Genomic DNA, 22,203 nt, shown 5'->3' on the forward strand with positions numbered 1-22,203 from the left:
TCTCGGTGGGGATGGGCTTCGTTCCGCTGGGACTCGCCTTCGGCGCGCTGGTCGTCCAGTCGGGTCTGGACTGGTGGTGGGCCACGCTTTCGGCCGCGGTCGCGTTCGGCGGCTCGTTCGAGTTCCTGCTCATCGGTCTCGTCGTCGCCATGGCACCGCTGGCCACGATCGCCGTCACGGCGTTCATGGTGAACGTGCGGCACGTCTTCTACGCGCTGTCGTTCCCCTTGCACCGCGTGCCCGGTCGGCTCGGCAAGGCGTACGGGACCTTCGCGCTGTGCGACGAGGCGTACGCGCTTGCCTCGACCGAGCAGGCACGCTCATGGCCCGGCCCGCGCCTCCTGTGGATGCAGCTCTACCTGCACATGTACTGGGTGGGGAGCGCGACCGCCGGGGCGCTGCTCGGGGCCCTCATCCCCGAGGGCATCACCGGTCTGGACTTCGCGCTGACCGCCCTCTTCACGGTGCTGGCGCTCGACGCGCTGCGCGGCTTGCGTGGCGATCTGCCCACCCCGCTGCTCGCCGTGCTGAGCGCCCTCGTGGCCCGGGTCGCCTTCCCCGGCCAGATGCTGCTGGTCGCGTTCGCACTGTTCACCGCCGGGCTGCTGGGCCGGCGCCTGATGACAACCGGGAGGCCGAACCATGCCTGACACCGGCTACGCCGTCGCCGCCGTCCTGGTCGCCGCCGCCGTCACCTGGGCCCTGCGGGCGCTGCCGTTCGCCGCCCTCGCCCCGCTGCGCTCCAGCAGCACCGTGCGGTACCTGAGCACGCGCATGCCGACCGGCGTCATGATCATCCTGGTCGTCTACTGCCTCCGCGACGTCCCCGTGACCGACTCTCGCGCCGTGGCTCCGCTCGCGGCGCTGGCCGTCACCGTCGGCCTGCATCTGTGGCGCCGCAACGCCCTGCTCAGCATCGTCGGCGGTACCGCCGTCCACGTCCTGCTGACCAGCACCCTCCTCGGCTGAACAAGGCAGGTCTCATTCACTCCCTACCGTGGCCCGTCTGGGCCTTCGAGGTGAGACAGCGCGTGAGTCGCTGGCCAGCGCATTCGGCTGTGCCGCCGCGAACCGCGGGAACCTCCAGGTCAGGCGCCGGTCACTCGGACGCGGAGCTCGTACCGTGCACCGTTGCTGATCGCCTCGGCCTGCTCCACGAGGTCGGCTCCTGTGAAGCCGAGGAGCGCGCGGTCGGCGGCCGCCACGAGCAGCGGCACGATCTCGTCGACCGGCCGCCCGCGGTGCGAGGCGGCGAGCGCGGCGAAGGCCTGCTGGTACGGGGCGCCGTACGAGCTGGTGGGGTCGTGCAGCAGGTGGTCGAGGTGCTGCGCGCTGACGGTGATCTCGCCCATGGCCCGCTCCCGTGCGTCTGGTGGGCCGAGCAGGATCCCGGCCCTTGTGCTCACGACGGTACGAGCTGGGTCTGACATCGATACTCGTAGCGGGTTCCGGTGGTCGGGGGCGATTCCCACGCCGATACCCTCCGCGTCGCAGTGATCATCGACAACGGCGGACACCTCGCGGACGCCGAGTTCGGCACCACGGCCGCCGGTGCGCAGCGGCCCGGGCCTCCTGAGCACTCCCAGCCAGTTGCTTTCCTGACGAAGCCATCCTCAGCTTCTCGGCAAGCCGTGACTGCCAAGAGGAGCATCAGTCCACCGGCGGCCGGAGCCTGTGCGCAACAGGTCCACGCCCTTGAGCCTGCCGTGTACGCCGGGCGAGACAGGGAACTCGCCCCGTATGAGAGCAGCACCGATCGTCGTTCATCCGCCCTCGCCGACCGGAGGCCGTCGTGTCACAGCGCGCGGCGAGATCCTGGGGCTCGCGTACGACGATCGCGACCTCATCGAGTTCCTGCGTCGTGCCGGGCTGCCCGATGCCGGCAGGGTTCTGGACGATCCGCAGTGGGTGGAGTGGCGGGGCGGCAGGGCCCACGCGTACGAGGCGGCGTGAGCGCAGTTCCCTCGCCGGCCTGATCGCCGGGCCCTCGGCGACCTCGACGTGCGTGCCCCGACTGGAACCCCCGCCCCCGCGTTTCGGCCGTGGCCTTCGGAGAACGGCGAGGGGCAGCGGAAGGTGGGCGTGCAGCTTCTGGGATTCGGAGTGCTTCGTGATGGTCGACCATGCCGGCTCGAAGTTCTGGCCGGGCCAGTCGGCCATGGGACGACCGAGCAGCGCCGCCCCTTCACCGAATCGCCCGTCGATGACCAAGGCGTCTTCCGCACCTCGTCGTCGGACTCCCACTTTCTGCGGGGCCACCACCGAGAACTTGGTCGGGTCGCCGCGGGCGTCTACGGTTCGGACTGCCGCTCCAGGCGGTCAACGGCGTCAGCAGTCTGCTCGGCGGTTCTGCGCGCCTCCCGCACGGCACACTCCGCCGCCTTCGTCGCCGCGCTGGTCTCCGCCACGATCGCCTCCGCCGCAGACTTGGCCGCCCTGGCTTCGTGCAACTCGCGCTCAAGCCCGCGCACCCGGCCGGCTGCCGCCTCGACCTGCCCTTCGGCGGCCGTACGCTCGTCGCGGGCCTCGCCGAGTTCCCGCTCGCACCGGTCGACCAGCGCCTCGGCGTCCTTCGCCGCCGCACGAGCACGCTCGAGATCACGCCTCCGCCGCTCTCCTTCGCGCTCCCTGCCCTTCGTCTGCACGGCCTCTTCGGCACCGGCCGGGCGGGACGGGCGGGCCGGCACCTCATCGGGGGCGACGGCGGCGAAGTCGACCGCGGCGTCGGGTACCTTCACGAGCCGCCCCTTCAGCCACTGCTCGGCGACATCGGGGCGTGCCAGGACCGCGTGGAGGGTCTGCTCGACTTCGTGGAGGACCGTGTCGCTCACCGGCTGACCGGCTTCGCGAGCCAAGCCGACGGCCGTCCGGGCGAGCGCGCCGACGAGCTGGTGCTGGCGGCGGCCCGCGACGCGCAGTTGTTCACCGTCGAGCTTCCGGTGTGCCTCACGCAGTGTCTCGCCCAGGGCCAGGAATCTCGCGGCCTCTTCCGGCTGCTGACGGGCGAGCAGGTTCGCCGTCCACGCACCGAGCGCGGGGCGCCGCAGCGCCGCGATCGCCCTCGCCGCCGCTGTGTCCTTCGCCCGGCGCGCCTCCGCGACGTACGCGTCCCGCGCGGCGGTGAACTCGGCCGGCTTCAGCCCGTACAGTTCCTCGGCGATCTGCTCGACATCCACGTCCCCACTGTGCGTCGTCCGCGCCCAGCTGACACGGCCGCGCCGACGGCGGCTCCGCCAGATGCCTGGGCCCGGTCACCCGCCTGGCCCGAACAGCCTCGCTCCGCGAGCTCTCCGGCCCACCGGGACGTACGGTCGGAGAGCGGTGTCCAGCAGGACGGATTCCGCAGGACCGGCCGCCCGCAGCCCCGAGCGCGGGCGGCCGCCAACTCTTCCGCGCATGCGGTGCTCGGTGAGGAGGCGGTGGAGCAGCCGGGCCCTGCAAAGGGCCGAGCCCCTACCGGTCCCCCTCCCCCGCGTCGTGCTCGTCTCCAGCGGCCCGCCCGCGGATTCCGTGGGAAGCGGACCCGCTCTCCGAGGCCGGGGTGACCGGCCATGCGCCACGCCCGCATGTATCCGATAGGGCGATGGCGTCGTGCCCTGGGCGCCACCAGCGGTTGGCGACCGTACGCGTACCCCGTCATCGCTGTCCCGTCATTACTGGAGGCTGGTGCGCGGCGTGCCCGACGAGGGCCGGACGGGCGCCACGTGCGTGACGGCAGCGGCCGATTCGTGGGGGGACGAAGACCGTCAGCGTCGCCCTCGGCGCGACGGCGGCACCCTCTGGCAGTGGTCCCCCCTCGTCAGGTCCTCATGTCCGCCTCCGCCACACGCCCTCCCGCCGGCCGGCGAGGGAAGCTGCTGCCGCGGGAGGACGGGGCCGGGAAGTGAGCGCGGTCAGGATCCGCGCCGCCTGCACGAGGGATGCCATCAGCACCAGGCCGCCGACCAGGACGCGCAGCCCCGTACCGGGTCCCGGTGCAGGATCAGGCCCGGGACGATGACCACATGGGCGTTGAACAGGCGCAGCAGGATGGAGACCCGGTCGGTGAGTTCGTCGGTGAACCAGGTGCCGGCCCCGCCGAGCAGTTCGGCGACCTGTTGGCGTGCTCGGGCATCGGGTAGGTCAGCGCCTTGATGCCCATCCGTTCGTCGTCGACAGCGTCGACGGCGCGGTGGAACCACCCGCGGCGGCCCCGGTTCCTGCCCGGCCTGGGGTGGCAGGCTCGGTGGCTCGGAGGTCATCGTCGCCCGTCCTCCCTGTCGTCCGCCGATGTGGCGGCACGGCGCTTCAGGTCGCGGATGCTGCCGCGGGGCGCAGTCGTACGGAGGGCCACAGCCCGACCGCGATGGCCAGGAGGGACAGCGCGAACCGTGCCGCGTCGCCCGAATCGGCGATGCCACGGGCCGGCCGGAGTTCGTCCAGCACCACGCTCGTCCCGGTCTCGGTCCCCGTGACCGGCTGCCCGGCCTGCGGGGCGGATGGCAGCTTGCCGTGCGGCGAACGCAGCAGCAACCCGGGTACTTCGGGCAGAGAGGCTTCGGGACGCTCCAGAATTTCGCCGGCGCGACGGACGAGGTCCAGGTCGACGCCCTCCTTGTGCGGGGCCGACAGCGCGTCCTCGATGCGCTCGGCCACGTGCTCCTCGTGCGCCTCGTTGGCGATGAGTGCGATGGCCTGCTCCACCAGGTCCGCCGACTCGTCGCTCTCCCCGTCGTGCGCGTGTGCCGTTCCCGGTACGAGCAGCGGGGCGAGTCCTCTGTCCTGCACCGCGGCCTGCGCCGTGACGGGCGGGCGTGGACGCGGCAGGTCATGTTTCGGCCGCCGCCCGATGCGGGCGTACCGGAGCGCGGTTGCGCAGGGCGCGTCAGGCGGCCGCTGCTGTGCGCAACCGTTGTTCGTGGAGTTCCCGCAACTTCGCTACTGGGGCGCGTGCGGCGGGCTCTTGCCCTGCGCCGACCTTCGCCCCAGCCGTCCGGACCCCGCGGTCTCATGGGCGCGGGCGCAGCCGAGCGGCATCGAGGGTGGCAGTCGGCGACGTCGCCTGTCAGTGCCTCCTGGAAGGATGCCCGGATGACCTCAACTGGCCAGCCGCCCACCGTCCATGACGATCAGCCGCGTGCTCGCCTGCTGGAGCTGATCGGCGCCATCGACGCCTGGGACGACCTGGAGCGCACCCATCTGGCGACCGCCATACAGTGGATCGTCGGCGGAGCCCAGGTCTATCGGGTGCGCAAGCCGGATGTTCCGGCGATGCACCTGGTGAGCTACTTCGTCGTTCTCGACGACGCGCGCGATCAGCTGCTGCTCGTCGCGCACCGCAAGGCGGGCCTGTGGCTGCCGCCCGGCGGGCACGTCGAGCCGGGTGAGGACCCGTGGGCCGCGGTGGTCCGCGAATGTCGGGAGGAGCTGGGCATCCAGGCCACGGCATCGCCGATCACCGGCGAGCTCCCTCTCTTCCTCACCGTCACCGAGACGCTGGGGCAGGGCTCACACACCGACGTCTCGCTCTGGTACCTCCTGGCCGCCGACGCTGACACCATCACCTCCTATGACCAGGACGAGTTCAACGCGATCCGGTGGCTGACCGAGGAGCAGGTGCTCGGGGAGCCGGGTCAGCTGCTCGACCCCCACATGCACCGCTTCACCCACAAGCTGCGACACGCCCGGACCGGAAGGCGTTGCGGGTAGCCCGTCGCGGTGCCGCACGCCCCGCCACGACGGCTCGATGCCGAGGGCTCCGACCCGCGGATCGGGCTCGCGCCCCACACAGGCGGAGAGGGACATTGCCTGGTGTGTGTCGGCCGTTCCGCGGTCCTCGGCTATTCGCCGCGGGTGCGGAGGGGACTCCCTCCGCACCCTGCTCCAGCCGGCCTCACGCTTCCCCCGCCCCGTCGCTCACTTCAGTACCAGCAGCACCGCCAGGGCGACCAGAAGGGAGTCGATACGGTCGAGGAGGCCGCCGGAGCCGGCCAGCCAGCGGCCGGCGTCCTTGGCGCGGGCGCCCCGCTTGATCATCGACTCCAGGAGGTCGCCCAGCGGGCCGCCGACCGCCACGGCCACTGCCGTCTGCCATGTCAGGGAGGACAGCACGGTCAGCGTGAGGAGACCGGCCGCGGCCCCGGCCAGCGTGCCGCTCCACCGTTTGGCGGGCGACAGCGGGGAGAGCCGGGGTCCGCCGAGACGGGGACCCGCCGCGTACGCGACGATGTCGGCGATCGACACGGCCACGAACAGGACGAGGCCGACGGCACCGGACGACACGAGGCCGGCCAGGGCGCCCAGCCAGACGAGCCCCAGCAGGCCCGCCGCCAGGCGGCGGAGTCCGTGCTCGGCGTCTCCCGAGAGCAACGGCACCCCGGCGATCGCAAGCGCCCCGATCGCCGCCGCTCGGAGCACCTCCCCCGGTGCCAGCCAGGCGGTCAGGACCAGTCCGACGACCGCCGCGCCCAGCACCGCCCGGTCCACGGCGCCCAGACGGAGTAGTCCGCCGAACTCGGCCACGGCAACCACACCGACCACGGCCGCGAGCACCGCGATCCCCGGCGGACCGAGCCAGAACGCGGCGGTCACCAGGGGCACTCCGAGCGCCCACACGCACCAGCGGACCATCAGCTCACGGCGCCGGGTCGCCGCCACCGCGACGCCCGCGACCGCCAGTGCCCCGCCGAGGTACGGCACGAGACCGGCGACCGTCGTCACCGGGAGGCCCGACCGGGCACGCCAGAAGCAACGGCGGCCGGCGCACGCAGCGCGTCCAGGGCGCTCTGGCACGCCGCCACGATCCGCGCGTTCTCCTCCGTGTCGCGTACGGCGATCCGGACGGTCCGCCCCTCGTACGCCGGGGACATCGGCGACAGGTCCCGCAGGAACACGTCGTGCCGCCGGCACTCGCGCACCAGCTGCGCCGCGCTCGGTCCGTCCGGTGGCAGGGTCACGGTGAGGAAGTTCGCCACCCCCTCGTCGACCGAGGCGAACCCGCCCAACTTCGCCAGGTCGTAAGCGAGTTCCCGGCGCAGCTCGTGGGTGCGGGCCCAGCACGCCTCGTAGTGAGCGGGGTCGCGCAGCGCGCTCACGGCAGCCAGCTGGGCCGGCAGGCTGACGGGCCACGGCGGCGTCCAGCGGCGCAGTTCCCCGGCCGTGTCCGGGGCGGCCACCAGGTAGGCCGCCCGCATCCCCGACAGCGCGTACATCTTCGACAGCGAGGTGCAGACCACGACCCGGGCGTCGGCCGAGGCGAGTGCGGCGAGCGAGTCCGCCGGATCGACGTAGCCCAGGTACGCCTCGTCGATCCACCACCGGGTCCGCGCGGGCGAGGCCTCGATGACCGGGCGCAGCGCGTCCGCCGGGGCGTGGCGGCCGGTCGGGTTGTTCGGGTTGACCACGACCACGAGGTCGTAGCGTCCGTCGCCGGTCGCGGCGGCGAGCCGGGCCGGGTCGAGCAGCCAGCCGTCGTCCCGGCGCAGCTGGAGCCGGTCGACCCGGCAGCCGATCACCCGCTCCGTGACGTGGGCGTACTCCCCGTAGCCCGGGTCGAGCAGGAGCACCCGGCTGTCCGGCGTCAGCCACCGGCCGAACGCGCGGAAGATCAGATCGGACGAGCCCGCCCCGACGGCCAGCGATTCCACCGGCAGTCCCCGGACCTTGGCGATCTCCGCGAGGAGTCCCTCCGCTCCCGTGGGCGGCGAGGTCCGGGCCGCCCATCCCGGATCCTCCGAAAGGACCGAGCGGACCTCTGGGGACGGCGGGAACCACGCGTCCAGCACATCCGCCGCGACCACCTCGTGACGGCGGGTCAGGGTCCGGAAGTCGGTGCCGATCGCCGAGAAGAAGGCACCGCCGTGCTCACAGCCGTCCCCACGCGGCGCGAAAGGCACGTCGAGCTGCCAGTCGAGGCCCGTCCGCAGCCGCTCCAGGGTCCGGCCGTGGCGCTGCGCGACCGTCGCCGTCAGCTCGGCCACGGAGCCGCTGAGGACCTCGAACGAGACCGCGCCCGAGGCGACGGTGCGCCCCACCGGCCGCAGCCCTGCGGCGACGTACATGTCGAGCAGGTCCGTGCGTCCCATCGCCACCACCCGGCGGCCGCCCCGCGCCGCGACCCAGCGCAGCGCCGCGTACATGAGGAGCGGGGCCGCCGCGGTGGACCGCCAGCGCTCCTCGACGGTCAGGACGCGGATCTCGAACGGCGCCTCCTCCGACAGGACAGGCAGCTCCTCGCGCGTCAGGTACTTGTCGAGGGAGTAGCGGCCGACCCACGGCGGGGTGAGGCTGACGAAACCGATCCGCGTCTCGCCGCGCGCGGCCACGAGATACACGTTGTCGCCGTCAAGCCCGTCGCTCAGCCGCCCGGACGGATCCACCGGATGCTGGCCAAGCTCCTCCGCGTACACCCGGTGGCGCAGCTCATGGATCCAGTCGTGATCCCGAGGCGTGGCGGTGCGCAACTGCAGAGCGTGATCCATGCGTAGGTCCCCTTGAGACGGTTCCGGCGTTCGCGCCCCAGCATGGAGGAGTCCGGTGGGCGGCACCTGAGTACGCGTACTCAGGCGGAAGGCAACGGAGTTGGAAGCGATGGCGCACACCCGGTGTACGGGGAGGTCGCCCCGCGCCCGTACGGTGGTCGCCATGAGGATCAACCGTCCGGGACTGCCTGAAGACCTTCCGCCCGCCGAGACGCTGTGGGCCCGCTGGGCCCTGCTCGCCGCGCTCGGTGCGACCACCGAGGACGAACGCCGGCCCGGCGCACACCGCATCGGCCGCTGGATCGACGGCGACGGACTCCACTGGGACGACGCCGGCTGCACGTGGTGGGTGATGTCCCGGATGGGCGACGGCCGTTACGTGCTGTACGGCGAGGACGAGTCGAGCGGAGTGAAGTGGCACGAGCCGCCGATCGACATGTTCGCGGGCGGCCCGGCGTGGCTGCCGTGGGACGAGCTGCGCGACCGGTTGTCCGGCTACGAACTCGGCTGCGTCTACTGGTACGAGAACGGGATCTGGGCCCGCGCGCCTTACCCGGACTCCCTCGACGACGACGGCCTGGACTGTGGAATGGGCGCGTTGGCCGACCGCTCGGAGGCGGTGGCGCTGCTGGCCCGACGTCTCGCGCCGGTGGAGGGCGGTCCCGACGCCGACACCATCCTCGCCCAGGCAGAGGCCGGCCGACTCCGGGACGTGCCCACTCTCCTGCAGCGCGTTCGCGATCCGGACGGCGACGGCCCGGACCCGTCCGCCGTGGCCCGCGCTCTCGCTTTCAGCGGCCTGGCGGACGAGGCCCGTACCGGCTGACTGAAACCGTCCCTCGGCAACACCAACGCCCTCGTGACCAGATCGGCCTGGGGTGTCCATCGCCCATTCGCTGCGCTTGCGCCGCCCCATCTCGCGGCGGGCGCGGCACCCGGCCCGGGAGGTACGGACACATGCCGCGGCGGCCGGCCCGGCCAGGGCGGCAGTCCGAACATGGCCGTACACCATTCGCCCTCCACGCGCCGGAAACTCGGGTGTCACCCGAACCAGACGGGTCTAGCGTGGCCGTTTCGTATGACGTGAAGGAGGGGTGCGGTGCTGGTCATGCCCGGTCGGCGGACGTCGACGATGGAACTGCTGGCGGGCGAGGCGGCGGGACGGGGAATGGCGGTCCTGGCTGCGGAGGAGATCGCTACGGCGATGGGTCCGGCGTACTGGTACGGCGGACCGGCGGCGGGGGCGCGCCTGGCCGGACGGCTCGGGTTCGCGCTCCTGGAACCGGCGGACGACTGGCTTGCCGGGCTGCCGGAGGAGTTCACCGGGCGAGAGGTCCGTGCGGCCACCCTCGCTGACGCGTGGGCCCTCGACCGGCCGACGTTCGTCAAGCCGCCGCGTGACAAGTCCTTCCCGGCGGACGTCTACGGCGATGGCTCCCGGTTGCCCACGGATCTGGACCCGGCGACGCCGGTGCTGCTCTCCGAGGTGGTGACGTTCGCTGCCGAGTACCGACTGTTCCTGCTGGACGGGCACATCGTCACGGGAAGCCGGTACACGGTGTTCGGTCGGCTGGACCCCCGCCCGCTGGACCGTGACGTGGCGGTCGCCGGCGAGATCGCCGCGTTCGTCGACCGCCTGGTCGCGGAGGCCGGGCCCACCCTGCCGAGCGCCGTCGTCGTGGATGTCGGACAGCTGCTCGACCCGTACCGTCCGGGCCACCGGTGGGCCGTGGTCGAGGCCAACATGGCGTGGTTCTCCCACGCGTACGCCGCTGATCCGGGGCGCGTGCTGGACGTGGTGCTGCGGGCGGCGGGGCCGCGCGAGCGGGTGCAGCCGGGGGATCTGCCCTTCGTACGGCACGGCCTCTGACGGGGTGCGGGGGGCGCGCGACGCTCGGCCGCAGGGCATCGCGGCCGTGCCGCCCTCGGTCGCGAACACGCCGCCGGCCCTCCCCCTGCCGGCCCGTTCGGCGCCCCCATTGGCTCACAGGGCCTGCGGGAACTCGAACACCCTGCCCGGGTCGTAGCGCCTCTTCAGCTCGGCCAGCCGCGGAGCGGCCGAACCGTAGTACGCGGAGCGCCAGTTGCTCAGACTCGCGTCCGTGTAGTTCTGGTACGCCGCGCCCGAGGCATACCGGCGCATCGCCGCGTGCGTGCCGTCCAGCCACGCCGTCGCAGCCCCGGCGCTATGACCGGCGTGCCAGGACGCGGTGTACTGCGCCAGGAAGCGGGAGTTCCGGTGCACGAACGCGGTCGCCTGCGGGGACACGCGGTTGACGGCGCCGCCCAAGGCGGTGAGCGCGACGGACACGCCACCGCCGCTGCTGCTGCGCCCGTAGCGTTCCACCTGGTCGAGCAGCGACCGGATGCCGGCTGTGCTGAGCGAGCGGTTGAAGAAGTCCGAGCGCGCCGCGTACGTCTCGCGCTGGAGCACACCGGTGGGCTGCCGCCCCGGGGTTGTGCCGGGCAGGTGGCACTGGGTCGTGGACTTCGTCGCGCAGCCCGCGTACATCCGCATGGTGTCGAGGTAGCCGCGGCGCCGCATGGTGATGCGGGAGGCGGGGCCGGGGCCGCCGGCGCGGTCCGCCAGCCGGTCGACGGCGTTCTGCAGATCGCCGTACGTGCCGAGCGAGAAGCAGCTGACGGAGACGGTGGGAGTCCGGCCGGCGGCGGACAGGTGCAGCGCCGACCAGATCTCGTCGGGCTGGGCGGGGCCCCACTCCTGCCAGGAGCGGAGGACGGCAGCGGCCTTCGACCAGGGCCAGGTCATGTACGCGGTGACGCCGTCGGCGGCCCTGTGGGTGCGGAACCGGAGTTCGGTGACGACGCCGAAGTTTCCGTTTCCTGCGCCGCGCAGTGCCCAGAACAGGTCGGCCTCCCGGTCCTTGGACACGTCGAGGGTCCTGCCGTCGGCGGTGACGATGCGCGCGCCGGTGAGGTTGTCGGAGGTGAGCCCGTAGGCGCGGGAGACCACGCCGTGGCCACCGCCGAGCGTCAGGCCGGAGATGCCGACCGTGGGGCAGGAGCCGCCGGGGATGGTGACGCCTCGTGCGCCGAGCTGTGTGTAGACGTCGATGAGCTTGGCGCCGGCTCCGATGACGGCACTGCCGGATCCCGTACGAATGGACTTCAGCGCGGAGACGTCGACGACCAGGCGTCCGTTGCCGCTGGACCAACCGGCGTAGGAGTGACCGCCGTTGCGGATGGCGACGGGGGTGCCGTGGCGGCGTGCGAAGGCCAGGCACTCGGCGATGTCCGCGCTGTGGGCCACGTAGGCGACGGCGGCGGGGCGCAGACCGTCGAAGCGGGTGTTGTACAGCTGGCGGGCGGTCGCGTAGTCGGCGTCGCCAGGACGTATCAGACCGCCCTGGAGTCCCCTGTCGAGCGCGGACCAGTCAGCGGCGCGGGGTGCGACCGCGCGACTGCCGGCTGCGGCGGATGCGGAGCCCGGGGTGGCAGGGGCGGGACCGCCGCTGGACATGGCCCTCACCTGTCCGCTGCCCCAGCCCACCGCCCAGGCGGCGGCCGCCGCGTAGCCGGTACCCGCTGCGAGCAGTGTGCGCCGGTTCATGGCGGCCTCCGTTCGTGGTGCTCTGCTGTCGCTTAGGCAGAGTGCGAATGAGGCGTGATGGTTCCGCCTGGTGGACAGTTGGGCTCCGGGGTTCATCCGCGGCCCACTCCCGCTACTTCAGCGAGGGCGGCGCCTACGGCCTCGCCGCCGAGCCGAAGGAGATGTACTCCGTTCCCGGTGCGGGCCACGTCGATCTCTACGACAAGACGGACCTGATCCTCTTCGACACCCTGGAGGAGCTCTTCACCAGGAACCTCACCCGACCACCACCGCGCCCGGCAGGCGTCGCGGCCGTCTGCCTCGGTCGCCAAAGCACTTCTCGACGCGCCCCTCTGAAGGGGCTTGGGGCCATTTTCGCGGGAAGATCGAGGCCTCGGGATCGCGGCGAACGGGGTCTGGAGCGATCTCCGCAGCCCTGCGAACGTCCTCCCGCAGCGCCGTGCGACTCCCGGTCCGGCGTCGTCGGGACAGGCGCCCACCTGCCCGACCACGCCCACGGCAAACAGGGCCTGACCTGGCGTTTTCTCTAGATCCGCCTAGGCTGGGGGCTCCGCTGGAGAGACACCTGGGGGACTTCATGAGTGACGCCGCCAACCCGTACGACGCCAGCCACATACAGGTGCTGGAAGGGCCAGAAGCCATTCGGATGCGGCCCGGGATGTACATCGGTTCGACCGGCCAACGCGGCCTGCACCACATGGTGTTCGATATCGCCGGCCGTGCCGTGAACGAAGTCCTGGCCGGTCGTGCCACCTCCGTCGATGTCACCCTCACGCCCGACGGCGGCGTACGTGTCGCCGACGACGGACCGGGGGTCCCCATCGAAGCCACCGGGGACGCAGTCGGTCCCGGCCTCGAAGCCCTGCTGACCCGCATGCACGCCGGAACGCAACCAAGCGGCCGGCACGCTGTGGCCACGAGCCTCTTCGGTGTCGGCCCCTGCGTCACCAACGCCCTGTCGAGCCGCCTGAAAGCGGAAGTGCGCCGCGAGGGGGTGTGCTGGGTTCAGGAGTACGTACGCGGCGTCGCGCTCACCCCGCCCACGAGCGCAGGACCGACGACCACAACGGGCACCACCATCACCTTCTGGCCCGACACCGACGTCTTCGGGACGGTGGAGTGCTCCTTCGCGGTGCTGGCGGAACGCTTCAGGGAACTGGCCTTCCTCAACCGGGGCCTGGACATCTCACTCACCGACGAACGTCCCGCGGCCGAGCCCCGGTCGCTGCGGTGCCGGTTCTTGGACGGGGCCCGTGGCTTCGTCGCCTTCCTGGACGCGCACGCGGGAGCACCCGTCCACCCGGACGTCATCGGCTTCGAGCGGGTGGAACCCCGGATCGCCGGGACGGTCGAGGTGGCGCTTCGGTGGGGCCGCTCCCACGGGGAACGGCTCCACAGCTACGCCAACAGCGAGCCCACGCCTGACGGCGGCACCCACACGGCAGGGTTCCGCGATGGTCTGGCGACCGCGGTCAACAAGCACCTGCGGGAGCGGCGGGTCCTGGCGGAGAGTGCCCCCGATCTCAGCGCCGAGCAGGTCGGCGACGGTCTGACCGCGGTCGTATCGGTGAAACTGGACCGGCCGGAGTTCTCCGGCTCCACGCGCGGCAGGCCGGCCGGTGCGGCAGTACGTGCAGGCGTCGCCCAGGCCGTACGGGACCACCTCCGCACCTGGCTGGACAGAAACCCGGCGCAGGCCGCGGCCATCGCCGACCGCATCATCCACGGCGCCCACCACGGCTGAACGGCAACGAACGCCCTCTGCCAGCTCCCGGAACGGGAACGGGCAGAGGCCGTCAGTCGGGGTCGAGCCACCTGCGGAGCACAGCGCGAAGGTGACCCCGAACACCCCGCCCCCTTGAGGTATATCTTCAAGCCGCACGTAGTCTCGGGACAGTGACGGTGACATACGTGTTGGACGGCAGCCGCGTCAGGACGCTGGAGGATTTCTGGCGGGTCGCCGGCGAAAGCATCGGCTGCGGCGGTTACTTCGGCCGGAACCTTGATGCCTTCGCTGACTGCCTCCGCGGCGGCTTCGGAACTCCGGACGACGGCGACTACGTCATCGAGTGGCGCGACCACCAGACCTCCCGCCGGCATCTGGGATACCCGGAAACTGCTCGGCAGCTCGAGATGTGGCTCGCCCGCTGTCATCCGACGAACAAGGCACGCATGACCGCCAGGCTGGCGGACGCCCGCGCTGGACGCGGCCCGACCGCCTTCGACTGGCTGGTCGAGATCATTGAAGAAGAACTGCCGGGAGGCCTGCGCCTTCCTTAGCCAGGCGGACTGCTCACGGCGCCGGCAGGCGGCGCCTGAAGGCAATCACGTCGATCGCCTGCCGGTGGTGAAGCCGCCGCCCACCGTGCGTCGGCGTCCGGTCCGGCAGCAACAGCTCGATGCGTGCCCAGACGGCGCACGTTCGGCAAAAAGGGCCCGTACCGTCTGGAGCAGAGGTGACACCATGCGGCTCATGACACATGACCGCACCAGTACGTTTCAGGCGGGCCAGACGGGGCTCATCGTCCGGATCCCGGAGGCGGAGCCGTCCGTCGACGGGTGGCGTGAACGGTTCGACCCCTCAGCCCAGGCCGGGGTTCCAGCCCATGTCACCGTGCTCTTCCCGTTTCTCGATGAGAGCCGCATAGATGCGCACGTCCACTCCGCTCTCGCAGACGTGCTGGGCAAACACCAGGCCTTTGACCTGCGGTTCGAGAGGTGTGGACGACTCCCGGGGGGAGTGCTTCATCTCGTCCCCGAGCCTGACACGCAGTTGCGGCAGCTCACGGAGGCGATCGCTGACCGTTGGCCTGAGGCTCCGCCGTATGGCGGCCGGTTCACCGAGATCGTGCCGCACCTGACCATCGCGCAAGGCCAGGAAGACGCCGTCCTGGAGGAGATCGAGGCGCACCTCAGCGGCAGGCTCCCGTTCACGTCTCACGTCGCGTCGGTTCAACTGATCGTGCACGACGGAGCGAAGTGGCAGGAGAGGGCGTCCTTCGCACTCGGAGAATGAAGCAGGTCCCGCTTGACCGGCCCGCTCGTCCTTGGGGCAGCGATCGGATTCGCGCGTCTGGGTGGCAGGCTTGGGTCCGGGGCGCGCCGCCATCTGCCTGGAGACCTGGCGTGACGACGCGGAACCTGCAGGTCAGTTGTCCGGGGGGATGGGCGTGACCTCCTCGGCAGCCAGTGCTTGCTCGCGGGGATCCCGTACTGGCTGAATGTGGGGACTGTCGGCCGTAACTCCGGTGCGACTACTGCGCGTTCGATCACCCACCCCCAGGCAGCGTGGAACGCAAGCGCCCGATCGTCCGCAAGACCTCGGTCCGGTTCTTCGCGACTTTCAGCCAGGTGGGAAGCCGCTCGACCAGGCTCATGGGGCCCACGGCACACGCTCGCCGCGCTCCCGCAGCTTGGCCCCCACATAGGCCTCCAGCAGATCGAGATGGCGCACGTTATACGCCCACAGCACGTGTCCACAGCAGCTCGCCTGCCACCACACCGGTCGCTGGAAGTAGGGATCGACAGGGCCGCCCCTGACGGCAGAGTCGACCTTCCGATCCTTGACGAGACCGCACCTCATGCACCGCAGCCGTCGCCGAGGGTGCACGCCCCCGGCACCGGCGGCCTTCTCATCCGCCGGAATCCCGGGGTGGGGCGTGACAACGGCACAGCCATCACACCGGGGACAGCGCACGAGCACCTCATCGAGGAAGTCGTACCCGTACTTGCGTTCGCGCCGGTCTCGAAACCGGACGCCGGACGCCTCTGCATTCCCGCTCACTCGATCAGCCGCCAGAACCCGATTCGACGCGGGGCAGGCATCCGCCTCGCTCGCTGTGGGCACCGCCGGACTGCTGCAACAGCCTCTGCACGACGCCCCGCCCTCGCAGCAGCGCCGTCGTCCCTGCTTCAAGGAACGGCCCTCCGCCTTCGTCGATGGGAGTCCGGGGCGGATTCCGCCGGTGCTCTGCGCTCCTGTCACGACCGCAGCTTGCAGGGCCGCCCGAGCGCGCGGCACCCTGATAGTCGAGAGCAGGTGCTGACGTGCACACCAGCGACGAGATCTACCACCGTGTGCTCTGGGACCCGCGGTTCGACCCCGAACGGTTCGTGATGGGGATCGCGGAGCGCGGGGCCCCGCCGAAGCGGGTCCTGCTCGGCGATTTCGTGCCGGGCGGGGAGATCCCCTGGCACCGGGTGATGTTCTTCGAGGCGGACGGCCAGGTCGTCTGGGACCGCGCCTCCGGCGTCGACAGGCTCGATGAGACCCTCGTCGGGCACGCCGGTCCCGTGCCGGCCCCGGCGCCCGGCGACGTCCTCGCCGTCCCGCCGACGAACCGCAGCGCCGTCGCCTGGCTGCCGCCGGCGCAGCTGTGGCCGCCGATCCAGCACATTCGCCGCGCACACGACCGGCAGATCCGCCGCTGGCCGCCGCACGTCAACGTACTCTTCGGTTTCGTCCCCGAGGCCGAGTTCGCCCGGGCCCTGCCGCTGGTCGCCGCGGCACTCGCCGAGACCCCGCCGTTCACCGCCCGACTGGCGGGCGTCCACTGGTTCGGCCACCGCGAGGACGCGACCGTCTGGCTCGACCCAGGCGCCGCCGACCACGAGCCCTGGGCACGGCTGCGGGAGTCCCTGGAGCTCCGCTTTCCGCTGTGCGGATCGCAGTCGCACGGCTTCACCCCGCATCTGTCCCTCGGCCGTACGACGGACCCGCACTCCCTCGCCCGCGAGGCGGAGAATCTCCTCGGGCCCATGACGGCACGGGTCGACGAGCTGGTCCTGCTCTCCCGGCACGGCGACGAGCCGATGCGGGTCCGTGCCCGCGTCCTGCTGGGCAGCGGCAGGGTACGTCACCAGCAGAGTCCGGTTCCTCCGGACCGTCCTTCCCCGTCACCGCCCACTCCGGAACGGTGATCCTTCGCCCGAGGCTCCTCCCCCGCGCCCGCCACCCCACCTCCCGGGAACACGCCACCCGAGGACTGACCCGGTCGATCTCCATCCAGCTCATAGTGCGTGCGGGCGGCCGTCCGACCGGCTGTCGACGGGGTCCTAGATCCGCGAGTTGCGCAGCGACTGCCACACGGCCCCCGCCAGCGCCCGCGTCGCCCGCGGGACCGAGAGCCCCTCGTGCTCGCGGTACAGCTCCCAGTTGTAGGGCACCAGCGACATCTTGTTGGAGGACAGTGATCCCGCCTGGTGAGACCTGTACACCGCGAGCGGCTCGGCCAGACCCCGGGCGTCAGCGCCGTCCCGCATGATCGACAGCCACAGGGCGTAGTCCTGCCGCTTCCGCATCTCCGGCATCAGCCGCGTGCCGAGGACCCTGCGGTCGTACATGGCGGTGAGGGCGCCGATGTAGTCGCGCACCAGCATGGCCCGGTAGTCCACGTGCTCCCGCGCGCGCACCACCCGCCCGTTCGGCACGAAGTCGATGCTCTCGCCGTCGTAGTCGGCGTCCATCTTGTAGTACGAGGTGAACGTCAAGGGCGCCTGACCCGCGGCGGCGAACTCGATCTGCCGCGCAGTCTTCTCCGGAAGCCACATGTCGTCGCTGTCGAGAAATGCGACGTAGTCCCCCTTGGCCCGCCCGATCGCAAGGTTACGGGCCCGCCCGGCACCGCCCTGTTCCGGCGCCGACTCCGGCTTGACCCGCTCATCCTGCCGGGCGAACTCCATCAGCAGGTCCATGGAGCCGTCGGACGACTTGTCGTCGGTCACCAGCAGCTCCAGGTCGCTGTGCGTCTGAGAGAGCACCGACCGGACCGCTGCGCCGAGCGTCGCCGCCGAGTTGTACACGGGCATCACGACGGAAACCAGGGGCACGGTGCCACTCCTCGCTCAATCACTACGACATCGATTCATTCAAGCCCTGGAATCATAGTGGGAGCTGCATGCGTGTTGTTCCCGCAGGTCAGAGCTTGGCCATGGCTCTTCGATCACGTAGTTCGTTATCCCCGGCATGCCCAGGAGGAGGATCCGGCCGACGACGAGTGGGCGGTGCTGGAGCCGCTGCTGCCGGTGAGCAACAGCCGGTGCGGCCTGTGGCGACAAGGGCAAGGTCCGTGTCTCTCTCCGCAAGCGCCGCAAGCGTCGTATCCGGCCCGCACCGTCATCGCCGCCGCCCTCCTCGTTTGCCTCCGGTCGTGACCGGAGCCACAACCCAGGCGGGGCGGTTTGGTCCCTCGGCAGGGGACGATGGCCCGTCGGCTCAGGAATCAAGCACGGCGGCGACGGCTTCGATCTCTACGAGCTGGCCGTCATAGCCGAGCACGGTGACACCCATCAAGGTGCTGGGCACGTCGTGGTCACCGAACGCGTCCCGGACGACCTGCCATGCCGCCACCAGGTCCTCCCGCCGGTGAGAGGCCACGAGAACACGGGTGCTGATGACATCGTGCAGTGAGGCGCCCGAGTCCGTCAGAGCGGTGCGCATGTTCTCCACAGCCCTGGCCGCCTGCCCCGTGACATCCCCGATCGCCGCAGTGGAGCCATCCTCGTTCAGAGGACATGCTCCGGCCAGAAAGATCAGCCGCGACTCGGCCGGGGCCGTGGCCGCGTAGGCGTACTCCGCGACATCGGACAGGGAGGCGGAGCGAATCAATGTGACAGCGCGCGGCACGGGCTTCCTTTCGCAATAATTCCGGAACGCCCAGGACCTTCTCAGAGGTCGACTCCGCGTTCGACACATTTTCCCGGCCCGGCGACCTTAAGGACATGCCTGAAGGTCGCGCAGGGCCCGTTGAGAGGGCTGCTTCAGGCCTCGGATGGCGCGTCACCGCCTTGGCGTCGCCGCTGACGGTGTTTGCGCATCGACACCTGGGAGCCGCAGCCGGTGCTGCAGTACAGCCCTCCCCCGTTGCGGGTGCGGTCGAAGAAACCGTAGTGGCATGGGGGGTTCCGGCATGCCTTGATGCGCCCCCAGTCGCTGCTCTGGGCGAAGGTCGTCACTGCGGCCAGTACGGTTCCGAACACGCGCTCCACGCCCGCCTGCGGTGACGCCAGTTCGACGCCGCCGGCCGTGACCACCGTCGCCAGCGGGTAGAGCGAACCCACGCGCCGCAGGTGCCGTTCGGCACGCTGCAGCGGCTCGCCAAGGATTTCCTCATCGCCCGAGTGCGCGAGCAGCACCGTCACCAGGGCGTCGCGCAGTTCGCGCGCGACCGCGGCGTCGGCGTCGGTCACCGCGGATTCGCCACCGAATTCGTCGCGCTCCGCCAGCCACGCGGCGAACGAGTCCCCGTCCTCGAACAACTCCCGGCGGCCCGATCCGTCCGCGCGGGTGTTCACGAAGGCGAGGACGGTCTCCACCGTCGGCGGGACGGTCTGAGGGCTCAGTTTGGTGGATCCGGCGGCCGCGCTGCTCATATGTCCACCCTACACCAGCGGCCGTTGAGCTAATCCGACTAGAGAGCAACCCTGACGTCCAGATGAGTTGACGCGTTGCGAGCTAACCGCTTACGGTCGCAACATGAATGACACTTCCAACCAGCAGACCCCCCTCCGCACCTGGCTGATCACCGGCGCCACGTCCGGCATCGGCCGCGAACTGACGCGCCAGGCACTGGAAGGCGGCGACGCCGTCTCGGCCCTTGCCCGCGACACATCCCCCCTGGATGAACTGGCGCAAGCCCACGGCGAGCGCCTGCTTCTCGTCCGGACGGACGTACGTGACGAGCAGGCCGTCCAGGACGCGGTGGAGCGCACGCTCGCACGGTTCGGCCGCATCGACGTGGTGGCCAACAACGCCGGCTACGGACTGTTCGGAGCCGTTGAGGAGGCCTCCGACGCGCAGGTCCGTGCCGTGTTCGACACCAACGTCTTCGGAGTGCTCAACGTGCTGCGCGCGACGCTGCCGGTGCTCCGCGCCCAGCGGTCCGGGCACGTCCTCCAGGGCTCGTCCGTCTACGGGCAGTCCACCCATCCCGGCGTGGGGCTGCTGGCCGCGACCAAGCACGCCGTCGAGGGGCTGTCGGACGCGCTGGCGGCCGAGGTCGCACCGCTCGGCATCAAGGTCACGATCATCCAGCCCGGGATGACCGCGACCCCGTTCCTGGCCAACCTCGATGTCGCGGCCGGCCTGGCCGAGTACGACCAGACCGTCCGCGAGGTCCAGAAGGGCATCGGCGAGCTGCCGGCGTCCGCGTTCTCCGCCGCAGCGCGGATCGCCGCAGGCATGCGCACCGCCGTCGACAGCCCGAACCCTCCGCTCCGCCTGGCCCTCGGCACCTCCAGTGCCGCGGGCACGCGCGCCGCGCTGGAGGCTCGCATCGCAGACCTGGACAACTGGCAGCACGTGACCGAAGCCGTCGACAGGTAGCAAGCCGCCGACACCGCCGGGGGACGTGGTGACGACGGAGCCGGCCCGGGTCGCCCTGATCGCCGCCCGGCCGCTACCGAGAAGGGCGGGGCGAAGCCACCGCAGACGGCTTCGCCCCAGGTCCTTGCCCTACCACTGGGCTGCACCCTCCCCGGCGGGCGGCGGGCACCTCCATCCGTCACCATTTCGGCCGCTGGTACGGGAAGCAGCTCGCCTCGACCAACCGCGTACCGGCCGGACGGTGACCGTTTCCGCCGGTACGGCCATCGGCTCATGGCTGTCGGCGCACCCTTCGGCACGCCGGGGCTGGGTACGCGTAGTCCGAAGCAGGAACAAGGGAGTCCCTTTCAGGGCTTCGGCTTCCTGAGGCGCCGGGGATTGTCCATACGGGATCATCCCCTCATGGAGAGGGTTGTTGATCTCGACGAGGCGGCCGCCGTTCTGGCTGAGCGGACCGCGGGCTGGACGTCGGTCGGCCTTGAAGTCGGCCGGCCGACATGGAGGGATGCGGAGGCTCCCTGGCCTCAGCCACTGGAGACCGAAAGGGCTCGGGTTCATGATCCGGACTCGGTCGGCGTGGTCCTCTCCGGACCGGCCCAGACCGTGCTGTCGGTGGTGCTGTTCCGTGGCGGTTGGGCCGATGTGGACTTCATCGCCGACCTCGACGACGCCGGTTGCCTGCCGGCCTCGGGGATCACCTCGGCGTCAGACTTCGAGACCCGGCTGGATCAGTGGGTCGCTCGTGTCTTCAGGAGCCTCAGCAACAGTTGATGAGGCCTTTGCCCCCATGGCTCTCCGGGCCGCCTGCCGCTCAGCACGAGCGCGGGTGGCGGCGAGGGCGACGTCATCTCGGCGCTCAATGCTGAACTCAGGCATCGAGGCGTGCCGAGCCGTATGGGGACGTACCCCAGACGCGAAAGGGAAGCCATGCGTGTCGTCGGCGTCGATATCGGGTCGGTGAAGACGCCCTCCAAGTTCGCCTGGGCGGCTGTCGACTCGCTGGAGCAGCCAGTCGTCTCCTCCGGGGTGGACCCGGAAAGCGCTGTTCAAGCACTCGTCCAGTCCCTGGCCTCGGATGGTCGCGCTGTCCTCTCCATCGAAGCGCCCATGGCCATCCCTGTCCCGGCTCCGAACGGCGACGACTGGCAGTGGCTGGGCCGGGCCCGCGCCGGGGAGGGGAACCGGCCCTGGTCGGCCGGCGCCGGCGCCGGAGCTCTGGCCACCGGTATCGCCCAGACGGCGTGGATACTCTCCCGCCTGCACGCCCTGGCGCCGCATACGACAGCTACCACTCAGACACAGCGCTTCCGTGACGGGCAAGCTCAGCTTCTCCTCAGCGAGGCGTTCGTCTCGGCCACGGGCAAGCCCGTTCCGGTGCCCGCCGGCCAACACGCCGCCGACGCGGAAGCCGCTGCCCGCGCCACCTTGACCTACCTCACTCGCGGCGCGGAAGGCTTCCCCGAAGTCGCCTGCGCACCGCGCCGAGCCATCAACCTCCTGGCCGTGCTGGCAACTTGGTCCAATGTGCCCATCCTGCCTGACGAGGTACACCAGGACGTACTGGTGATCCGCACGCAGCCGGTGACGTGATCATCACCGTGGCCCGCAACGCCTCCGACGGCATGCGCGGGGAGCCCGGATCTGGCCCTGTGTGGCGGCTCCGATCCGGGGTCGACCGGAGCCGCCACACAGAGCACCCGCGATGACGCGGGGCGGACCGTCGAAAACATCGGGGCCGTCTGAGGAGGAGGGGGCGGCCTTCGATGTTCCGTTCGGGTCCCTGGGGCCCCTGTAGTAAATATATATACTGCCGAGTACGCAAGGGCATGAAAATTTTCATGCAAGACGAT

Annotated in this window: 23 protein-coding genes; 13 read left to right on the top strand and 10 right to left on the bottom strand. The window is 71.1% G+C overall.

The window, feature by feature from the left end; all coding sequences use genetic code 11:
• The first annotated feature begins 11 nt into the window (after positions 1-11).
• The gene (locus ABT041_RS04825; protein ID WP_351179024.1) at positions 12-650 is read left to right on the top strand and encodes an AzlC family ABC transporter permease; all 639 of its coding nucleotides are present in this window, start codon (positions 12-14) and stop codon (positions 648-650) included.
• Positions 643-969 (top strand): branched-chain amino acid transporter permease, encoded by a 327-nt coding sequence (locus tag ABT041_RS04830; protein ID WP_351179027.1) that lies wholly within the window; start codon positions 643-645, stop codon positions 967-969. The genes ABT041_RS04825 and ABT041_RS04830 overlap by 8 nt, the downstream gene beginning before the upstream one ends.
• Positions 970-1,088: 119 nt before the next feature.
• Here the strand turns inward: ABT041_RS04830 and ABT041_RS04835 are convergent, their stop codons facing one another.
• Positions 1,089-1,352 carry a hypothetical protein gene (locus tag ABT041_RS04835; protein WP_351179030.1) on the bottom strand — a complete coding sequence of 88 codons (264 nt, stop codon included), beginning with the start codon at positions 1,350-1,352 and terminating at the stop codon, positions 1,089-1,091.
• A 388-nt stretch (positions 1,353-1,740) separates the two neighbouring features.
• Here ABT041_RS04835 and ABT041_RS04840 point away from each other — a divergent pair, with 388 nt between their 5' ends.
• On the top strand, positions 1,741-1,953 hold the full coding sequence (locus ABT041_RS04840; RefSeq protein WP_351179033.1) for a hypothetical protein: 213 nt from the start codon (positions 1,741-1,743) through the stop codon (positions 1,951-1,953).
• A gap of 338 nt (positions 1,954-2,291) precedes the next feature.
• Here ABT041_RS04840 and ABT041_RS04845 read toward each other — a convergent pair whose 3' ends face one another.
• The 3 genes from ABT041_RS04845 to ABT041_RS04855 all read right to left on the bottom strand — a co-directional run bounded on the left by ABT041_RS04845 (position 2,292) and on the right by ABT041_RS04855 (position 4,767).
• Positions 2,292-3,176 carry a hypothetical protein gene (locus tag ABT041_RS04845; RefSeq protein ID WP_351179036.1) on the bottom strand — a complete coding sequence of 295 codons (885 nt, stop codon included), beginning with the start codon at positions 3,174-3,176 and terminating at the stop codon, positions 2,292-2,294.
• A gap of 750 nt (positions 3,177-3,926) precedes the next feature.
• Positions 3,927-4,241, bottom strand: a complete 315-nt coding sequence (locus ABT041_RS04850; protein WP_351179039.1) for a hypothetical protein — start codon at positions 4,239-4,241, stop codon at positions 3,927-3,929.
• A gap of 46 nt (positions 4,242-4,287) precedes the next feature.
• Positions 4,288-4,767 carry a hypothetical protein gene (locus ABT041_RS04855; RefSeq protein ID WP_351179042.1) on the bottom strand — a complete coding sequence of 160 codons (480 nt, stop codon included), beginning with the start codon at positions 4,765-4,767 and terminating at the stop codon, positions 4,288-4,290.
• Positions 4,768-5,070: 303 nt separating this feature from the next.
• Between ABT041_RS04855 and ABT041_RS04860 the strand changes: the two genes are divergently transcribed.
• Positions 5,071-5,688 (top strand): NUDIX hydrolase, encoded by a 618-nt coding sequence (locus ABT041_RS04860; protein ID WP_351179045.1) that lies wholly within the window; start codon positions 5,071-5,073, stop codon positions 5,686-5,688.
• Positions 5,689-5,895: 207 nt separating this feature from the next.
• On the opposite strand, the gene ABT041_RS04865 is transcribed toward ABT041_RS04860, so the two are convergent.
• Complete coding sequence (locus ABT041_RS04865) at positions 5,896-6,699, bottom strand: phosphatidate cytidylyltransferase (protein ID WP_351179048.1); 804 nt, start codon at positions 6,697-6,699, stop codon at positions 5,896-5,898.
• Positions 6,696-8,459 carry an aminotransferase class I/II-fold pyridoxal phosphate-dependent enzyme gene (locus tag ABT041_RS04870; protein ID WP_351179051.1) on the bottom strand — a complete coding sequence of 588 codons (1,764 nt, stop codon included), beginning with the start codon at positions 8,457-8,459 and terminating at the stop codon, positions 6,696-6,698. Before ABT041_RS04870 ends, ABT041_RS04865 begins: the two co-directional genes overlap by 4 nt.
• A gap of 163 nt (positions 8,460-8,622) precedes the next feature.
• Between ABT041_RS04870 and ABT041_RS04875 the strand changes: the two genes are divergently transcribed.
• Together ABT041_RS04875 and ABT041_RS04880 are read left to right on the top strand one after the other, a co-directional pair.
• The gene (locus ABT041_RS04875; RefSeq protein WP_351179054.1) at positions 8,623-9,285 is read left to right on the top strand and encodes a hypothetical protein; all 663 of its coding nucleotides are present in this window, start codon (positions 8,623-8,625) and stop codon (positions 9,283-9,285) included.
• A 306-nt stretch (positions 9,286-9,591) separates the two neighbouring features.
• Entirely contained in the window at positions 9,592-10,329 is a 738-nt protein-coding gene (locus tag ABT041_RS04880; protein ID WP_502976390.1) for an ATP-grasp domain-containing protein, read from the top strand.
• A 114-nt stretch (positions 10,330-10,443) separates the two neighbouring features.
• Here ABT041_RS04880 and ABT041_RS04885 read toward each other — a convergent pair whose 3' ends face one another.
• Positions 10,444-12,030 (bottom strand): FAD-binding oxidoreductase, encoded by a 1,587-nt coding sequence (locus ABT041_RS04885; protein WP_351179057.1) that lies wholly within the window; start codon positions 12,028-12,030, stop codon positions 10,444-10,446.
• Positions 12,031-12,607: 577 nt separating this feature from the next.
• Here ABT041_RS04885 and ABT041_RS04890 point away from each other — a divergent pair.
• The 4 genes from ABT041_RS04890 (at position 12,608) to ABT041_RS04905 (ending at position 16,950) form a co-directional block, all read left to right on the top strand.
• Positions 12,608-13,774, top strand: a complete 1,167-nt coding sequence (locus ABT041_RS04890) for an ATP-binding protein (protein ID WP_351179059.1) — start codon at positions 12,608-12,610, stop codon at positions 13,772-13,774.
• Between the two features lie 152 nt (positions 13,775-13,926).
• Positions 13,927-14,310 carry a barstar family protein gene (locus ABT041_RS04895; protein WP_351179062.1) on the top strand — a complete coding sequence of 128 codons (384 nt, stop codon included), beginning with the start codon at positions 13,927-13,929 and terminating at the stop codon, positions 14,308-14,310.
• A 193-nt stretch (positions 14,311-14,503) separates the two neighbouring features.
• The gene (locus ABT041_RS04900; protein ID WP_351179065.1) at positions 14,504-15,046 is read left to right on the top strand and encodes a 2'-5' RNA ligase family protein; all 543 of its coding nucleotides are present in this window, start codon (positions 14,504-14,506) and stop codon (positions 15,044-15,046) included.
• A 1,031-nt stretch (positions 15,047-16,077) separates the two neighbouring features.
• Positions 16,078-16,950 carry an RNA repair domain-containing protein gene (locus tag ABT041_RS04905; RefSeq protein WP_502976372.1) on the top strand — a complete coding sequence of 291 codons (873 nt, stop codon included), beginning with the start codon at positions 16,078-16,080 and terminating at the stop codon, positions 16,948-16,950.
• 135 nt (positions 16,951-17,085) lie between these two features.
• Here ABT041_RS04905 and ABT041_RS04910 read toward each other — a convergent pair whose 3' ends face one another.
• From ABT041_RS04910 to ABT041_RS04920, 3 genes are all read right to left on the bottom strand, one after another.
• A complete protein-coding gene (locus ABT041_RS04910; RefSeq protein ID WP_351179068.1) occupies positions 17,086-17,859 on the bottom strand; it encodes a glycosyltransferase family 2 protein in 774 nt (257 codons plus the stop codon).
• 385 nt (positions 17,860-18,244) lie between these two features.
• On the bottom strand, positions 18,245-18,655 hold the full coding sequence (locus tag ABT041_RS04915) for a RidA family protein (protein ID WP_351179071.1): 411 nt from the start codon (positions 18,653-18,655) through the stop codon (positions 18,245-18,247).
• A 134-nt stretch (positions 18,656-18,789) separates the two neighbouring features.
• The gene (locus tag ABT041_RS04920) at positions 18,790-19,401 is read right to left on the bottom strand and encodes a CGNR zinc finger domain-containing protein (RefSeq protein ID WP_351179074.1); all 612 of its coding nucleotides are present in this window, start codon (positions 19,399-19,401) and stop codon (positions 18,790-18,792) included.
• 103 nt (positions 19,402-19,504) lie between these two features.
• Between ABT041_RS04920 and ABT041_RS04925 the strand changes: the two genes are divergently transcribed.
• The 3 genes from ABT041_RS04925 to ABT041_RS04935 all read left to right on the top strand — a co-directional run bounded on the left by ABT041_RS04925 (position 19,505) and on the right by ABT041_RS04935 (position 21,943).
• On the top strand, positions 19,505-20,353 hold the full coding sequence (locus ABT041_RS04925; RefSeq protein WP_351179077.1) for an SDR family NAD(P)-dependent oxidoreductase: 849 nt from the start codon (positions 19,505-19,507) through the stop codon (positions 20,351-20,353).
• A gap of 402 nt (positions 20,354-20,755) precedes the next feature.
• Positions 20,756-21,124 (top strand): hypothetical protein, encoded by a 369-nt coding sequence (locus ABT041_RS04930; protein WP_351179080.1) that lies wholly within the window; start codon positions 20,756-20,758, stop codon positions 21,122-21,124.
• 156 nt (positions 21,125-21,280) lie between these two features.
• Positions 21,281-21,943, top strand: coding sequence for a hypothetical protein (locus tag ABT041_RS04935; protein ID WP_351179083.1), 663 nt, complete (start codon positions 21,281-21,283; stop codon positions 21,941-21,943).
• Positions 21,944-22,203 lie beyond the last annotated feature (260 nt).

Origin of the sequence: Streptomyces sp. NPDC002825, assembly GCF_040295385.1 — a bacterium.
Classification (GTDB): Bacteria; Actinomycetota; Actinomycetes; order Streptomycetales; family Streptomycetaceae; genus Streptomyces.

Excerpts from the sequence above, each read along its gene's own strand:
- ABT041_RS04825 (WP_351179024.1), top strand. The coding sequence starts at position 12 with ATGGGCTTCGTTCCGCTGGGACTCGCCTTCGGCGCGCTGGTCGTCCAG.
- ABT041_RS04830 (WP_351179027.1), top strand. The coding sequence starts at position 643 with ATGCCTGACACCGGCTACGCCGTCGCCGCCGTCCTGGTCGCCGCCGCC.
- ABT041_RS04835 (WP_351179030.1), bottom strand. The coding sequence starts at position 1,352 with ATGGGCGAGATCACCGTCAGCGCGCAGCACCTCGACCACCTGCTGCAC.
- ABT041_RS04840 (WP_351179033.1), top strand. The coding sequence starts at position 1,741 with ATGAGAGCAGCACCGATCGTCGTTCATCCGCCCTCGCCGACCGGAGGC.
- ABT041_RS04850 (WP_351179039.1), bottom strand. The coding sequence starts at position 4,241 with ATGACCTCCGAGCCACCGAGCCTGCCACCCCAGGCCGGGCAGGAACCG.
- ABT041_RS04860 (WP_351179045.1), top strand. The coding sequence starts at position 5,071 with ATGACCTCAACTGGCCAGCCGCCCACCGTCCATGACGATCAGCCGCGT.
- ABT041_RS04870 (WP_351179051.1), bottom strand. The coding sequence starts at position 8,459 with ATGGATCACGCTCTGCAGTTGCGCACCGCCACGCCTCGGGATCACGAC.
- ABT041_RS04875 (WP_351179054.1), top strand. The coding sequence starts at position 8,623 with ATGAGGATCAACCGTCCGGGACTGCCTGAAGACCTTCCGCCCGCCGAG.
- ABT041_RS04880 (WP_502976390.1), top strand. The coding sequence starts at position 9,592 with ATGGAACTGCTGGCGGGCGAGGCGGCGGGACGGGGAATGGCGGTCCTG.
- ABT041_RS04885 (WP_351179057.1), bottom strand. The coding sequence starts at position 12,030 with ATGAACCGGCGCACACTGCTCGCAGCGGGTACCGGCTACGCGGCGGCC.
- ABT041_RS04890 (WP_351179059.1), top strand. The coding sequence starts at position 12,608 with ATGAGTGACGCCGCCAACCCGTACGACGCCAGCCACATACAGGTGCTG.
- ABT041_RS04900 (WP_351179065.1), top strand. The coding sequence starts at position 14,504 with ATGACACATGACCGCACCAGTACGTTTCAGGCGGGCCAGACGGGGCTC.
- ABT041_RS04920 (WP_351179074.1), bottom strand. The coding sequence starts at position 19,401 with ATGAGCAGCGCGGCCGCCGGATCCACCAAACTGAGCCCTCAGACCGTC.
- ABT041_RS04925 (WP_351179077.1), top strand. The coding sequence starts at position 19,505 with ATGAATGACACTTCCAACCAGCAGACCCCCCTCCGCACCTGGCTGATC.
- ABT041_RS04930 (WP_351179080.1), top strand. The coding sequence starts at position 20,756 with ATGGAGAGGGTTGTTGATCTCGACGAGGCGGCCGCCGTTCTGGCTGAG.
- ABT041_RS04935 (WP_351179083.1), top strand. The coding sequence starts at position 21,281 with ATGCGTGTCGTCGGCGTCGATATCGGGTCGGTGAAGACGCCCTCCAAG.